This is a genomic window from Chitiniphilus shinanonensis DSM 23277 (assembly GCF_000374805.1).
Classification (GTDB): Bacteria; Pseudomonadota; Gammaproteobacteria; order Burkholderiales; family Chitinibacteraceae; genus Chitiniphilus; species Chitiniphilus shinanonensis.
On record NZ_KB895337.1, the window covers coordinates 52,618 to 65,621 of the forward strand.

Annotated in this window: 16 protein-coding genes; 10 read left to right on the forward strand and 6 right to left on the reverse strand. The window is 65.8% G+C overall.

Translation table 11 applies throughout. From position 1 onward, the window contains the following. Window positions 1–16 precede the first annotated feature (16 nt). The 7 genes from C556_RS0105190 to C556_RS0105220 all read left to right on the forward strand — a co-directional run bounded on the left by C556_RS0105190 (window position 17) and on the right by C556_RS0105220 (window position 6,456). Complete coding sequence (locus C556_RS0105190) at window positions 17–634, forward strand: glutathione binding-like protein (RefSeq protein WP_018747171.1); 618 nt, start codon at window positions 17–19, stop codon at window positions 632–634. A gap of 263 nt (window positions 635–897) precedes the next feature. Further along, a complete protein-coding gene (ssuE, locus tag C556_RS0105195) occupies window positions 898–1,494 on the forward strand; it encodes an NADPH-dependent FMN reductase (protein ID WP_018747172.1) in 597 nt (198 codons plus the stop codon). A 127-nt stretch (window positions 1,495–1,621) separates the two neighbouring features. Next, a complete protein-coding gene (locus C556_RS0105200) occupies window positions 1,622–2,551 on the forward strand; it encodes a sulfonate ABC transporter substrate-binding protein (RefSeq protein WP_018747173.1) in 930 nt (309 codons plus the stop codon). A gap of 23 nt (window positions 2,552–2,574) precedes the next feature. Continuing rightward, window positions 2,575–3,522: a sulfonate ABC transporter substrate-binding protein gene (locus tag C556_RS19405; RefSeq protein WP_018747174.1), complete on the forward strand. Its 948-nt coding sequence runs from the start codon at window positions 2,575–2,577 to the stop codon at window positions 3,520–3,522. A 112-nt stretch (window positions 3,523–3,634) separates the two neighbouring features. Beyond that, a complete protein-coding gene (ssuD, locus tag C556_RS0105210; protein WP_018747175.1) occupies window positions 3,635–4,792 on the forward strand; it encodes an FMNH2-dependent alkanesulfonate monooxygenase in 1,158 nt (385 codons plus the stop codon). Window positions 4,793–4,800: 8 nt separating this feature from the next. Beyond that, entirely contained in the window at window positions 4,801–5,640 is an 840-nt protein-coding gene (gene ssuC, locus C556_RS0105215) for an aliphatic sulfonate ABC transporter permease SsuC (protein WP_018747176.1), read from the forward strand. Window positions 5,641–5,649: 9 nt separating this feature from the next. Next, a complete protein-coding gene (locus C556_RS0105220) occupies window positions 5,650–6,456 on the forward strand; it encodes an ATP-binding cassette domain-containing protein (RefSeq protein ID WP_018747177.1) in 807 nt (268 codons plus the stop codon). Window positions 6,457–6,782: 326 nt separating this feature from the next. Here the strand turns inward: C556_RS0105220 and C556_RS0105225 are convergent, their stop codons facing one another. Genes C556_RS0105225 through C556_RS21475 form a run of 3 tightly spaced genes read right to left on the reverse strand, consistent with a single transcriptional unit; the run spans window position 6,783 to window position 8,364 of the window. Beyond that, a complete protein-coding gene (locus C556_RS0105225) occupies window positions 6,783–7,154 on the reverse strand; it encodes a T6SS amidase immunity protein Tai4 family protein (RefSeq protein WP_018747178.1) in 372 nt (123 codons plus the stop codon). Beyond that, entirely contained in the window at window positions 7,151–7,690 is a 540-nt protein-coding gene (locus tag C556_RS0105230; protein WP_026262825.1) for a type VI secretion system amidase effector protein Tae4, read from the reverse strand. The genes C556_RS0105225 and C556_RS0105230 overlap by 4 nt, the downstream gene beginning before the upstream one ends. Window positions 7,691–7,695: 5 nt before the next feature. Then, complete coding sequence (locus C556_RS21475; protein WP_018747180.1) at window positions 7,696–8,364, reverse strand: PAAR domain-containing protein; 669 nt, start codon at window positions 8,362–8,364, stop codon at window positions 7,696–7,698. A gap of 269 nt (window positions 8,365–8,633) precedes the next feature. Here C556_RS21475 and C556_RS0105240 point away from each other — a divergent pair, with 269 nt between their 5' ends. After that, window positions 8,634–9,167, forward strand: a complete 534-nt coding sequence (locus C556_RS0105240) for a GNAT family N-acetyltransferase (protein ID WP_018747181.1) — start codon at window positions 8,634–8,636, stop codon at window positions 9,165–9,167. Beyond that, window positions 9,155–9,451 (forward strand): hypothetical protein, encoded by a 297-nt coding sequence (locus C556_RS0105245; RefSeq protein WP_169338594.1) that lies wholly within the window; start codon window positions 9,155–9,157, stop codon window positions 9,449–9,451. The genes C556_RS0105240 and C556_RS0105245 overlap by 13 nt, the downstream gene beginning before the upstream one ends. Window positions 9,452–9,463: 12 nt before the next feature. On the opposite strand, the gene C556_RS0105250 is transcribed toward C556_RS0105245, so the two are convergent. Further along, entirely contained in the window at window positions 9,464–9,847 is a 384-nt protein-coding gene (locus C556_RS0105250) for a hypothetical protein (RefSeq protein WP_018747183.1), read from the reverse strand. 183 nt (window positions 9,848–10,030) lie between these two features. Between C556_RS0105250 and C556_RS0105255 the strand changes: the two genes are divergently transcribed. Further along, window positions 10,031–10,375 carry a hypothetical protein gene (locus C556_RS0105255; RefSeq protein WP_169338595.1) on the forward strand — a complete coding sequence of 115 codons (345 nt, stop codon included), beginning with the start codon at window positions 10,031–10,033 and terminating at the stop codon, window positions 10,373–10,375. Window positions 10,376–10,611: 236 nt separating this feature from the next. Here the strand turns inward: C556_RS0105255 and C556_RS0105260 are convergent, their stop codons facing one another. Together C556_RS0105260 and C556_RS0105265 are read right to left on the reverse strand one after the other, a co-directional pair. After that, window positions 10,612–11,649: a leucine-rich repeat domain-containing protein gene (locus C556_RS0105260; protein WP_157235873.1), complete on the reverse strand. Its 1,038-nt coding sequence runs from the start codon at window positions 11,647–11,649 to the stop codon at window positions 10,612–10,614. A gap of 94 nt (window positions 11,650–11,743) precedes the next feature. Further along, window positions 11,744–12,847, reverse strand: a complete 1,104-nt coding sequence (locus tag C556_RS0105265; RefSeq protein ID WP_018747186.1) for a mechanosensitive ion channel family protein — start codon at window positions 12,845–12,847, stop codon at window positions 11,744–11,746. Window positions 12,848–13,004: the final 157 nt, after the last annotated feature.

Consider the following 13,004-nt stretch of genomic DNA (forward strand, 5'->3'; position numbering starts at 1 on the left):
TCGAGGAATCCCCCGCATGCCCCACCAACTGTTCGTCTCCCCCGGCGCGTGTTCGCTGGGCGCCCACGTCGTCGTGCGCGAGCTGGATCTGCCGGTCGAGATCGTGCTGTCGCCACCGCGCGATCCGGCGTCGCGCATCCACAGCGTCAACCCGCTGGGCCGCGTGCCGGCGCTGCTGCTGGACGACGGCACCGTCATCACCGAGAACAGCGCCATCCTGCCGTTCCTGGCCGACCTCGCGCCGGGCACCCCGTTGTTCGCCCCGGCCGGCAGCGCCGAGCGCGGCCTGATCCAGTCGTGGATCGGCTATCTCAGCGCCGAGATCCACGCCGGCGGCTTCCGCCAGGTGAACCGCCCCGAGCGCTACGCCGAAGACCCGGCCAGCCACGACGGCGTGCGCGCGCAATCCAAGCGCACCCTGCACGCCGCCGTCGCCCACATCGACCGCCACCTCGCCGGCCGCCAATGGCTGGTGGGCGAGCGCTTCACCATCGCCGACGCCTACCTCGGCGTGTTCGTGCGCTGGATCGCCCGCCTGGGCCCGGAATTCGCCGCGTTCGAGCAACTGAACCGCTTCCGCGAAGCCTACCTGGCCCGCCCCGCCGTGCAGGCTGCGCTGGCTGCGGAAGGGTAGGGCGCTGACGCGCTTGGCGCGCCGGAGGCGCCGGGAAGGGGGAAGAGGGAAGGGAGAAGGGTGGCGCGCGATGCGCGCCCAGAACCCGGCAGGTCCAGCGGCTTGCTTTTGAAGTTCCCCTTCCCCCTTCCCTCTTCTCCCTTCCCACTTTTATTTCCAACGGAAATAAAAGCATCATCCAAAAGTATTTGCAGCACTAAAACCAACGACATAAATTCCTCCCTGTTCTGTAAAAAACATTCGTTATTCCAGGGAGAACCAATATGCCGACCGTCGTCACGCTCTCCGGCAGCCCCAGCAGCCGGTCGCGTTCCCAGGGCCTGCTCAACCATGCGGCCGGCCGGCTGGCCGCGCAGGGGATCGAGATCCAGCCGTTCACGCTGGCCGACTTCCCCGCCGACGCGCTGGTGTTCGCCCACTTCGACCATCCCGCCGTGCAGCGGCTGCACCAGGCGGTGGCGCACGCCGACGGCCTGGTGGTCGCCACCCCCGTCTACAAGGCTGCGTATTCCGGCGCGCTCAAGCTGCTGCTCGACCTGCTGCCGGAACGCGCGTTGTCGCACCACGCGGTGCTGCCGCTGGCCACCGGCGGCAGCAACGCCCACATGCTGGCGGTCGACTACGCACTGCAACCGGTGCTGGCCGCGCTCAAGGCGCGCCACATCGTCGGCGGGGTGTACGGCACCGACCAGGAACTGAGCTGGGGCGAGGACGGTGCGCTGCAACTGGCGCCCAACATCGCCGAGCGGCTGGAGGACGTACTGGCGCGCTTCATCGCCCACCTGCCCAACCCCGGCCGCGCCCAACTCGATCCGAACGCGCTGCACGACCGGGTACGGATCGCCGCGATCTCTGTGTGAGCCGGCCTGCTCCCCAGTCCTGTTACCGATTGACCGGATTCCCCGCCGCGGCGGGTGCGTGGCGACGCTGTTTGCCGCGCTCGAACCAAACGCCTGACAAACCAATAACCACGATTTGGAGAACCCCATGAAACGCATCCTGACCGCCGCCCTGGCCGGGCTGGCCCTGACCTTCGCGGCGCACGCCGCCCATGCCGAGGAGCTGCGCATCGGCTTTCAGAAATACGGCACGCTCACCGTGCTCAAGGCGCGCGGCACGCTGGAAACGCGCCTCAAGCCGCTGGGCTTCACCGTGCGCTGGGTGGAATTCCCGGCCGGGCCGCAACTGCTGGAAGGGCTGAACGTCGGCGCCATCGACTTCGGCACCACCGGCGAAGCGCCACCGATCTTCGCCCAGGCCGCCGGCGCCAGGCTGGTGTACGTCGGCAACGAACCGCCGGCGCCGGCCAGCGAAGCCATCGTGGTGCCCAAGGGCTCGCCGCTGAAGTCGGTGAAGGAACTGAAGGGCAAGAAAGTGGCGCTGAACAAGGGCTCCAACGTGCACTTCCTGCTGGTGAAGGCGCTGGAGGAAGCCGGCCTGAAGTGGACCGACATCCAGCCGGTGTACCTGCCGCCTGCCGACGCGCGCGCCGCGTTCGAGCGCGGCTCGGTCGAGGCGTGGGTGATCTGGGATCCGTTCCTGGCCGCCGCCGAAAAGCAGCTGAACGCCCGCGTGTTGCGCGACGGCAAGGGCCTGGTGGCCAACCATCAGTTCTTTCTGGCCGAGCGCGGTTTTGCCGAGCGCAACCCCAAGGTGCTGAGCGCCGTGCTCGACGAACTGGACAAGACCGACGAGTGGGCCGCCGCCAACCAGGCCGACGTGGTCAAGGAGATCGCCCCGCTGCTGGGCCTGCCGGTCGACATCGTGCAACTGGCGGTGGCGCGCTACAGCTACGGCGTGCAGCCGGTGAACGCCAAGGTGGCCGACGCCCAGCAGCAGATCGCCGACGTGTTCCACGACCTGAAGCTGATCCCGAAGCCGATCAAGGTGAAGGACGCGCTGGTCACCGCGAAGTAAGACCCGTGAACAGGCTCAAGACCATGATCCGCCAACTCGCCACCCTCGCGCTCGCCGGCCTGCTGCTGGCGGGCGGGGCCGCCGCCACCGAAGTGCGCATCGGCTACCAGAAAAGCTCGCTCAACCTGATCGTGCTGAAAAGCCGCGGCATCCTGGAGCAGCGCCTGGCCGCCGCCGGCCACAGCGTCAAATGGCACGAGTTCGCCGCCGGCCCGCAATTGCTGGAGGCGCTGGCGGTCGGCTCGGTGGACGTGGGCATGACCGGCGACACCCCGCCGATCTTCGCCCAGGCCGCCGGCACGCCGCTGGTGTACGTCGGCTTCGAGCCGCCCAAGCCGCAGGCGTCCGCCATTCTGGTGCCGGCCGATTCCGCCATCCGCAAGCTGGCCGACCTGAAGGGCAAGCGCATCGCCTTGCAGAAGGGCTCCAGCGCGCACTGGCTGCTGGTGCGCGCGCTGGACAAGGCCGGGCTGAAATGGGACGACATCCAGCCCGCCTACCTGGCGCCGGCCGAAGCGCGCGCCGCGTTCGAGCGCGGCAGCGTCGACGCCTGGGTGATCTGGGATCCGTTCTACGCCGCAGCGCAGAAGAGCCTGGCGCCGCGCGTGCTGGCCAGCGGCGACGGGCTGGTGGCCAACCAGAGCTTCTACCTGGCGTCGCGCCGCTTCGCCGCCGAACAGACCCGCCTGTTGCAGGCGGTGTTCGACGCGCTGAGCGACAACGACGACTTCCTGGAGCAGCAGCCGGCCGAAGCGGCGCGGGTGCTGTCGCGCGCGGTGGGGCTGGACGTGCCCACCTTCGACCAGGTGGTCGCGCGCCGCCCCAGCTTCAAGGTCACCTGGCTGACGCCGCAGGTGGTGGCCGAGCAGCAGCGCATCGCCGACCGCTTCGCCGAACTGAAGCTGATTCCCAAGCCCGTCGCGGTGAAGGAAATCGTCTGGCAACCGCAGCCGCAGCCACAACCGCAATGACCGGGCGCGGCGACCAGGCCGCGCCCCAATCCCCCGCGCGACGACGCGCCGCCCCCACGGCTTCGGCCGGGCGCCCGTCGCCGGCAATCGACATACCTACAAGGATTACGCCATGAACGTCTTCTGGTTCCTGCCCACCCACGGCGACGGTCGCTACCTCGGCACCCAGCACGGCGCCCGCACCGTCGACCACGGTTATCTCAAGCAGATCGCCCAGGCCGCCGACCAGCTCGGCTTCGAAGGGGTGCTGATTCCCACCGGCCGCTCTTGCGAGGATTCGTGGGTCATCGCCAGCTCGCTGGCGCCGTTTACCGAGCGCCTGAAATTCCTGGTGGCGATCCGCCCCGGCATCATCTCGCCCACCGTCTCGGCACGGCAGGCCGCCACGTTGGACCGCATCTCCGGCGGCCGGCTGCTGATCAACGTGGTCACCGGCGGCGATCCGGATGAACAACACGGCGACGGCATCTTCCTCGACCACGCCGAGCGCTACGAAGTGACCGACGAATTCCTGCGCATCTGGCGCGGCGTGCTGTCGGGCGAGGCGGTGGATTTCGAAGGCAAGCATCTCAAGGTGGAGAACGCCAAGGCGCTGTTCCCGCCGATCCAGCAGCCGTATCCGCCGCTGTGGTTCGGCGGCTCGTCGCCCGAGGCGCACCAGCTTGCCGCCGAGCAGCTGGACGTCTACCTCACCTGGGGCGAACCGCCCGAGGCCGTCGCCCGCAAGATCGCCGACGTGCGCGCCAAGGCCGCCGCCGTCGGACGCACCGTGCGCTTCGGCATCCGCCTGCACGTGATCGTGCGCGAGACCAGCGCCGAGGCGTGGGCCGCCGCCGACAAGCTGATCGAGCACGTCACCGACGACACCATCGCCGCCGCGCAGAAAGCGTTCGCCCGCTTCGACAGCGAGGGCCAGCGCCGCATGGCCGCGCTGCACGGCGGCCGGCGCGACCAGCTGGAAGTGTCGCCCAACCTGTGGGCCGGCGTCGGCCTGGTGCGCGGCGGCGCCGGCACCGCGCTGGTGGGCAGCGCCGAGGAAGTGGCGGCGCGGATGAAGGAATACGCCGACCTCGGCATCGAGACCTTCATCTTCTCCGGCTATCCGCACCTGGAAGAAGCCTATCGCGTGGCCGACCTGCTGTTCCCGCTGTTGCCGCTGGCGCAGCGCCGGCCGAGCGCGAAGCAGAACCTGACCGGCCCGTTCGGCGAGGTGATCGCCAACGACATCGTCCCGGCGGCGGTCGCGCCCAAAGCGGCCACCGTGGCCTAGGAGGAATCATGGCGAGTACGCACATCCTGCAAGCCGGGCTGGGCCAGACGTCGGCGAGCGGCGAACGCGGCGTGTTCGCCCGCGCTGGCGCCGTACTGTTGCGCCGCCTGGCGCCCTGGGCCGCGCCGGCCCTGCTGATCCTGGCGTGGCAGTGGGCGGCCACCCACGGCCTGATCGGCAGCCGCATCCTGCCGCCGCCGCTGGAAGTGCTGAAGGCGGGGGTGACGCTGGCCGAGAACGGCGAATTGTGGACCCACCTGAAGATCAGCTTCTGGCGCGCGCTGATCGGCTTCGCCCTCGGCGGCGGGCTGGGGCTGCTGCTGGGGCTGATCACCGGCCTGTCGCGGCGCGGCGAGCTGCTGCTGGACACCAGCGTGCAGATGATCCGCAACATCCCGCCGCTGGCGCTGATCCCGCTGGTGATCCTGTGGTTCGGCATCGACGAGGCCGCCAAGCTGTTCCTGGTGGCGTTCGGCACGCTGTTCCCCGTCTACATCAACACCTACCACGGCATCCGCTCGGTGGATGCCGGCCTGGTGGAGATGGCGCGCAGCTACGGCCTGCGCGGCTGGCCGCTGTTCCGCGACGTGATCCTGCCCGGCGCGCTGCCGAGCATCCTGGTCGGCGTGCGCTTCGCCATCGGCTTCGCCTGGATCCTGCTGATCGTCGCCGAGACGATTTCCGCCAGCTCCGGCATCGGCTACCTGGCGATGAACGCGCGCGAATTCCTCCAGACCGACGTGGTGGTGCTGGCCATCCTGCTCTACGCCGTGCTCGGCAAATTGTCCGACTGGGCCGCGCGCTGGGTGGAACGCATCTGGCTGCGCTGGCATCCGGCCTATCAGTGAGAACACACCATGACCCAGACCACCCTTGAAGGCACCGCCGGCGTGGCGCTGGCCATCCGCGGCCTGGCCAAGCGCTTCGGCGCGCAGACCGTGCTGGCCGCGCTCGACCTGGACATCCGGGCCGGCGAATTCGTCGCCATCGTCGGCCGCTCCGGTTGCGGCAAATCCACCCTGCTGCGGCTGGTGGCCGGGCTGGACCGCGCCAGCGACGGCCGCATCGACGCCGACGGCGCCGCCCTGGCCGACAGCGGCGCCGACACCCGGCTGATGTTCCAGGACGCGCGCCTGCTGCCGTGGAAGAGCGTGCTGGCCAACGTCGGCCTCGGCCTGTCCGGCGACTGGCAGCCGCGCGCCCGCGCCGCGCTGGCCGAAGTGGGCCTGGCCGAGCACGCCGGCAAATGGCCCAGCCAGTTGTCCGGCGGCCAGCGCCAGCGCGTCGCCCTGGCACGCGCGTTGATCCACGAGCCGCAACTGCTGCTGCTCGACGAACCACTGGGCGCGCTGGACGCACTGACCCGCATCGAAATGCAGCAGCTGATCGAACGGCTGTGGCTGCGCCACCGTTGCACCGTGCTGCTGGTGACCCACGACGTGGAAGAAGCCGTGGCCCTGGCCGACCGCGTGCTCCTGATCGAAGACGGCCGCGTCGGCCTCGACCTGCCGGTACCGCTGCCCCGCCCGCGCGCCCGCGGCGCCGCCGGCTTCGGCGCCATCGAGGAACAGGTGCTGGCACGCGTGCTGCGCCAACCCGAACTGGTCACGCCGCTGGTGGACGAGCTCCCGATCGCGCCGGGGGCGTTGCGCTGGGCGTTGTGAGTTTTTTGAAAAAACCCACAGGGAAGGGAGAAGAGGGAAGGGGGAAGGGGGAAGGGGGAAGGGGGAAGGGTAAAACCCGAAACCTTGGCATTCCAAATCCTGGACTACAGAGGACACGGAGAGCACGGAGTTCCACGGAGAAAACCAGGGCAAACGGGAAGCTGCGTTGCGCGTTTTCGTTGTGTAGCGCGGCGCGCGATTTGGCATCTTTTGGCGCGGATTTGACACCCCGTGCCGCCCAAAATCCAGATGACAAATGGCCCGCAGGTGCGGGCCATTTCATCGAAACCCAGCCATCGCTGACAAGCAGGCTGTCCGGCTGAGCGCTACTCCATCTCGGCACCGATGAACTTGTCCTGCTGGATGATCAGCTTGTTGTACGCGGGGGCTTCGTAGGCGTCGAGGCAGCGCATCAGGTTGTTGGTTTTCCCTGTTGCCTGCATGACCTTTTTATCTTCCGGAATCGCCTTGTTGAAGTACGCCTCGACGTTGTTGTAGGCGCCATCAGCGTGTCCACCAAGCTGAAAGTACGCGCCCACCGCTTGGGATGCTTCCTTCGCCGTTTCGGTTTTTTGGTAGGTGCTCAAGCAATACGCCAGCCCCCATTTCTTGAGGGTCAGTCGCGCCTGCTTCACGTCATCCGCTGCATGCCCCAGCAAGGGAATCGCTAACAACAGTCCGACAGCGTAACGCTTCATTTCAGCTCCCAATACAAGACTTCCTTGGTGGTAACCCCCGGCTGGTCGTGGACAAAGTAGCAATGGTCGCCGCAGTCGCGGCCATTCCATAGGGTGACGTGTCCGGTCGCGTCGTTCCAACCCGATACCGCAAAGATCACGATGCCTTTCTTGCCGGCCAACTGAGTCATTTGGCTTTGTGCGCTTCCCCTGATCGTCAAATCCGGAGTACCAAATTGCTGCTTCACAAAGGGCAGCATGTCAGACACGCGCATGATGTAGGCTTTGCCATCCCCACCGCGCAGTTTGTAGGCGCCAGGGCCGCGCTGGATAGTCAATCCGCCGTAGTTGAAGGCCCGGCTCAGGCGTAACGCACAGGCGTTGGCATATCTGTCGGGCTTTTCAAGGTAGTGCTCGTAAACGTTTCCCCCGACCATTTTGTAGGCATCCGGTGCGCTCATCCCAACAGGGTACGCATTCCAGACGTCGTTGAACCTGGGCCGGTTCACCCGTACCGTGGCGGACTGTCCACCGGCAGTTGCTCTCAGCGTTCCCATACAAGTTACGCCTTGCTGATGATTTCGATCTTCTGGCCCGCCAGCACATTCTTCACAGTGGCGACGCCGCTGGCATCCACTTGGGCCGAAAGGGACAAGCGCTTCATTCCATCAGTGATTTCCTGCTGATCTTCGTCTTCCAGCAGAATCTCCACGGTCTCTCCCGGCGCGTAATGCCGGGTTTCGACGTGAAGGTTGATATCCACGTAATGCCGCGAAAACTCGCTCAAGGGTGTTTCATCGTCGCCATAGGACCAATACACGCGGACGATTTCCTTTTCTTGAGCGGAATCTTTGCCCGCCGCGGCCTTGGCCACTGCGGCAGCGGTACCCGCCACTGCTGACGCAAGCGCTTTTCCGGATGCACTCGTCGCCGTGGCCGCGCCCTGAGCTGCCCCGCCGCCTGGCGAGTGGGTGCCCAACGTTTGCTTGCCGGGGATCAACACCGCGCCGCAGGCCGTCTTGTCTCCTGCACGGGCCAGGTGCCGCCCCATCAACTCGATGTTGTCGCCGCCTTGCACAATGGCGAAGCTGCCTTTGCACTCGGGGCAGCAGGTCATGTCGCCCACGGTAGCAACGGGCTTGCCCTGGAAGGTCATGGGTGACTGTGCCGACACTACCGTACCGCCGTGGCTGGTGGTGTCGCCCAGGACAATGAAGAGCTTGCCGGACATGTTTACATTCAACGACGAATCCAAGTTGGCCATGGTAGGTCGGCGAGCCTGCGCCCGAAAAACCAATGCCCACATTCGTTGTTGCGGCGCAATGTTCTGACGTTGACGTGCTTTTCCGCAGTTGGGACAAAGACCGCAGCGAATGACATCACTCCGCCTTTCCCGTTCTTAAGGTTTTCTCTGTGAAACTCTGTGTTCTCTGTGCGCTCTGTGGTTCAAGATTTGGGGTTTAGGTTTTTACCCTTCTCTCTTCCCCCTTCCCAACCACCATGCACACCGAACGCCTGATCCTGCGCCCGTGGCGCGATGAAGACCTCCCGCCGTTCGCGGCGCTCAATGCCGATCCCGAGGTGATGCGCCACTTTCCCGCGCCGCTGGATCGGGCGCAGAGCGATGCGCTGGCTGCGCGCTGGCAGCAGGGCATCGACGAGCGCGGCTGGGGGTTGTGGGCGGTGGCGTTGCGCGATGGCGGCGAGTTCGTCGGCATGGTCGGGCTGAACCCGCCCGTCGCGGTATTTCCGTTCTCGCCGTGCGTCGAGGTGGGCTGGCGGCTGGCGCAGCGCCACTGGGGGCGCGGCTATGCCAGCGAGGCGGCGCGCGCCGCGCTGGCGTTCGGTTTCGATACGCTGGGGCTGGACGAGATCGTCTCGTTCACCGCCGTGCCCAACCTGCGCTCGCAGGCGGTGATGCGGCGGCTGGGCATGACGCGCGGCGACGACTTCGATCACCCGGCGCTGGCGGCGGACCACCCGCTGCGCCGGCATGTGCTGTACCGGCTGGCGGCCCAAGCATGGCGCGGCTGAGGCGCTGGATCGCCCTCGGCGCAATGGTCGTGGCGTCGAACGCCTGGGCCACCCGCTGCGAGGAGGGCTACCGGCTCAGCGTGCCGTGGCAGATCGTCGTGTTCGATCTGCTCTGGCTGCCGCTGCTGCTGTGGTTGGGGGGCGACTTCCTGTGGCGGCGCATCCGCGCGCCGCGTTGGCGTTGGGCCGCGCTGGGCGTGTTCTTCGTCTTGTGGGCGGCCGCCGCATTGTTCTGGACGGGCCTGAGCTTCTTCCTCACCCGCCGTTGCGTGCTGCCCGGCTGAGGCCCGGTCGCGTCAGGTGTCCGGGAATTCCTTCTTGACGATGGCCATGCAGGCGCCCACCCCGGCGCCGTCGGCGAAGCCCTTGCCTTCCTTGTCGAACGCGTATTCCCGGTAGCCGCTGGCGCTGATCGGCGAGTTGCCGAGCAGGATGGTGCCGCGCAGCTTGCTGCATTCCGACACCCGTATCAGCGCCACCACGAAGCCGCTGCGCTCGCCCTGTTTGGCGGTCAGGTTGAACAGTACGATGGCCAGGTTCTTGTCGACGATGACGTTTTCCACCTTGGTCTCCCAGCGCGCGGAGTCGAAATCCACCACGATGGGATCGGCGGCCAGGGCGGGCGTGGTCAACAGGGCGGCGCCCAGCAGGGCGACAAGGCGGGAGCGGATAGCGCGCATGGACAGGCTCGGTGGTCGGGAATGCACGCAGTGTATGCATCCCGACGTCATTGTTTCAACCGATGGTTATCAAGCGTGACGCCGCCAGGAGGGTTGTGTCAGCGGCCCTTATTGGACGGCTCGCGTACTTCGGTGCTCTTGGTACGGGCTATGCGGCGCGCAGTAACCCCACGCCGTCGCAAGATGCACGCGCCCGAGGTCGTCGACGACGGCCACCGTCGTCTTGAACAGATTGCCCCGAGTAACCGCCCAGACATGCTTGTCGGGGGGCGTTGGATCGAAATCGAGTTCAATCCACGCATGATGTACCCGACCTGGCGAGAATCCTCGCGCGGCCACGTAGCGTTGCAATCTCAGAAGGCAATCCGTGAGCAGAGGCAGGAACTCATCGTTCGGCGGCGCGACTTCACGGTGGGTGAGATCGAGTCGAACGGCCGTCACGCGCTGGAGCGCCGCATGCAGGCACAGTTTTCCTATTCCCCAATAGCCTCCGACGTCATTGTTGCGGCTGACGAAGAAGTCGCATAAGCACTGCGCGGTGTTCTTGAGTTCTTTTCGCCGAGGCATGAAGCATTCTCGAAAGGGTGAGCAGGCGGGGATGGGCGCTCCAGCATAAACGACAGCCTGCTCGCGGTTGCTCCAAGGAAGACCCGTACCGTATCACCGCAGGCAGGCTCGTGACCGTGTGCAAGGTTCTGGCAGATGCGAGAGCGCATCGTGCGGACACGATTGCCACCAACGGCCGAGTCTGCGGAGGGACGCGCTTACCACCACCCGCTACTGTCCTCGCCGAGGCCCCGAGCAGCCAAGCGCACCTTGGTGTCCTCGTTCCACTTTCTGTTGCCTGATACCAGGCGGACAGAACGCGTGGCAAGGGGCCAATCACGGTCACGCAATGTGTTCAGGTCAAGTGCCACGCCATAGGTGAAAAGCTCCTGTAGCCGGTCCTGTGCTTCCAGGCCGGATATTTCGGCCAACCGTTTGCAATTGCGCAGCCGCAATCGCAGCAACTTCGCACTGCATAGGTCCAGCTTCAATAGCTGCAACTGATCTTCAATGCTCAGGGCCGCAAGGGAGGGCAGACGCGACAAGTCGCCGAGCGTGGAAAGCCCCCGCACGCGCACGATTTGCAGCATCTCGATGGTAGTGCTGGATAGATCGTTGAGGTTCTCGCGCCCGCCCAGGAGCAGAGTCAGCTCCCTCAAGTTCGGAATGGCCTCGATGAAATTCAAAGGATGTTTTTTTGCATAGCAACTGAGCGTCAACTTGCGCAGGCAGGGCAGGGCGGCGAGTACTTCGATGCCCTTCGAATGGCCTTGGATGAACAACTCGGTCAGCGACCCGCACCGTGCCAAGGGTGACAAATCGATATTCCGCTTGTGGTTTTCAGCGAGAGAAAGCTGTTCGAGTCGGCCAACGTCGATGGTGTGGAGGAAGTCGGGCCGACTCAGTTTGAAGACGCCCAAGCGCAGGCGTTTCAGCTTGGGAAGCAAACCGATTTCTTCTTCGTGGACGATCATGGAAAGACAATCGACCGCAACATCGCTTGCGTCGGGCAGATGGCGCAGTACGCTAGCGTCGAACGGTGTTCCATCGTGACCGAAAAAGCGGACCTGGAGGCAGTTTTCGGCGATTTTGCAAGCCTCGTTCAATGCTTGCAGGGTCGCCGGGTTGTAGGCGTGGCGTGCGCTGAACTGGACTACCAACTGCCCCCGCTGCCTGCAAGTTGCCACCACCTCCATTGGCGAAAGTATTTTCGGGTTGGTCACCCGCCCTCCGTCTATCTGCAGCATCTTCGGCAATGGCCTCGTCATGAAGTGGCGACGGGCCACATCCTAGCGTTTACGGCCGTTTCGGGGGGACGGGTTCAGGAGGGCTGACCGATTGGACGCCGCCTTATTCCGCCGGCTGCGGCCCGGTCGGGGTCTGCGGCGCCGTTTTCGCTTCGCCGGCGCCGAGGGCGGCGGTGTTGCGGAACGCCTGCACCGGCACCGCGAACTCCAGCCCCTCGCGCTCGAAGGCGCTCACCAGGTCGAGGTTGATCGCCTGCTGGATGTCCATGTACAGGTTGAAATCGGGCGACAGCACGAAGTACACCACTTCGAAGGTGAACGAGGCGTTGCCGATGCCCTGGAAGTGGGCGCGGTCGATCCGCACTTTTTCGCGCGTGGTGACGATGTCGCGGATGAGGCCCGGCAGCCGTTCCAGCTTGTCGCGCGGGGTGTCGTAGGGCACGGCCACGCTGAACACCACGCGGCGCTCCTGGAGCTTCTGGTAGTTGCGGATGCGGCTTTTCAGCAGGTCGTCGTTGGAGAACACCAGTTGCTCGCCCGACAGGCTGCGCACCCGGGTGGTCTTGAGGCCGACGCGTTCGATGCTGCCCATCATGTCGCCGACGATGATGAAGTCGCCGACCACGAACGGTTTGTCGAGCACGATGGCCAGCGAGGCGAACAGATCGCCCAGGATGTTCTGCACCGCCAGCGCCACCGCCACACCGCCGATGCCCAGCCCGGCGATCAGGCCGGAGATGTTGAAGCCCAGCTGGTCGAGCACGATCAGCAGGATCATGGTCCACAGCACCAGCCGCGCCAGGAAGCCGAGGATGGTCATGGCGGTGGCGGCCTCGGCGTCGACCTGCCGGCGGCGCACCGTTTCGCTGGCGAACCATTGCACCAGCGCTCGGTTGGCCCAGAGGGCGATCTGCACGATGAAGGCGATCAGGGCGATGATCGAGAGCGTGCTGTCCACCTTGGCCGGCAGCGTCAGCCCGTTGGCGCCGACCTTGACGGCGATGGGCAGCAGCAGCCAGAAGCTGGTGGCGGCAAACGACGCGGCCCACGCCTGGACGACGCTGGATTTGCGGGTCTGTAGCCGTGGCGCGAGCCAGGCGGTGAGGGCGTAGCGGATGGCGTACAGCGCCAGCAGGGTGGCGAGGGCGATGGCGATGGCCAGCAGGAGGTCTTGCTGGCTGTTGTCGTGGAGGATCTGGCGGATCATTGGAGCGGCTCCTTTTTTTGGGGCGGTTGGCCCGGCTGCAACTTCAACTTCAACTTCAACTTCAAAGGCTTTTAACCGCCTAGCGCCTGCGGCGCGGGTTGTTTGATGCCCTTCGCGACCGGGCGGGCCGGTTCATTTCTTTTGCTTCTCCAAAAGA

What these genes read in the sequence shown, in the direction of transcription:
- C556_RS0105190 (WP_018747171.1), top strand. Translation starts at nt 17, where the DNA reads ATGCCCCACCAACTGTTCGTCTCCCCCGGCGCGTGTTCGCTGGGCGCC.
- ssuE (WP_018747172.1), top strand. Translation starts at nt 898, where the DNA reads ATGCCGACCGTCGTCACGCTCTCCGGCAGCCCCAGCAGCCGGTCGCGT.
- C556_RS0105200 (WP_018747173.1), top strand. Translation starts at nt 1,622, where the DNA reads ATGAAACGCATCCTGACCGCCGCCCTGGCCGGGCTGGCCCTGACCTTC.
- C556_RS19405 (WP_018747174.1), top strand. Translation starts at nt 2,575, where the DNA reads ATGATCCGCCAACTCGCCACCCTCGCGCTCGCCGGCCTGCTGCTGGCG.
- ssuD (WP_018747175.1), top strand. Translation starts at nt 3,635, where the DNA reads ATGAACGTCTTCTGGTTCCTGCCCACCCACGGCGACGGTCGCTACCTC.
- ssuC (WP_018747176.1), top strand. Translation starts at nt 4,801, where the DNA reads ATGGCGAGTACGCACATCCTGCAAGCCGGGCTGGGCCAGACGTCGGCG.
- C556_RS0105220 (WP_018747177.1), top strand. Translation starts at nt 5,650, where the DNA reads ATGACCCAGACCACCCTTGAAGGCACCGCCGGCGTGGCGCTGGCCATC.
- C556_RS0105225 (WP_018747178.1), bottom strand. Translation starts at nt 7,154, where the DNA reads ATGAAGCGTTACGCTGTCGGACTGTTGTTAGCGATTCCCTTGCTGGGG.
- C556_RS0105230 (WP_026262825.1), bottom strand. Translation starts at nt 7,690, where the DNA reads ATGGGAACGCTGAGAGCAACTGCCGGTGGACAGTCCGCCACGGTACGG.
- C556_RS21475 (WP_018747180.1), bottom strand. Translation starts at nt 8,364, where the DNA reads ATGTCCGGCAAGCTCTTCATTGTCCTGGGCGACACCACCAGCCACGGC.
- C556_RS0105240 (WP_018747181.1), top strand. Translation starts at nt 8,634, where the DNA reads ATGCACACCGAACGCCTGATCCTGCGCCCGTGGCGCGATGAAGACCTC.
- C556_RS0105245 (WP_169338594.1), top strand. Translation starts at nt 9,155, where the DNA reads ATGGCGCGGCTGAGGCGCTGGATCGCCCTCGGCGCAATGGTCGTGGCG.
- C556_RS0105250 (WP_018747183.1), bottom strand. Translation starts at nt 9,847, where the DNA reads ATGCGCGCTATCCGCTCCCGCCTTGTCGCCCTGCTGGGCGCCGCCCTG.
- C556_RS0105255 (WP_169338595.1), top strand. Translation starts at nt 10,031, where the DNA reads ATGCACGCGCCCGAGGTCGTCGACGACGGCCACCGTCGTCTTGAACAG.
- C556_RS0105265 (WP_018747186.1), bottom strand. Translation starts at nt 12,847, where the DNA reads ATGATCCGCCAGATCCTCCACGACAACAGCCAGCAAGACCTCCTGCTG.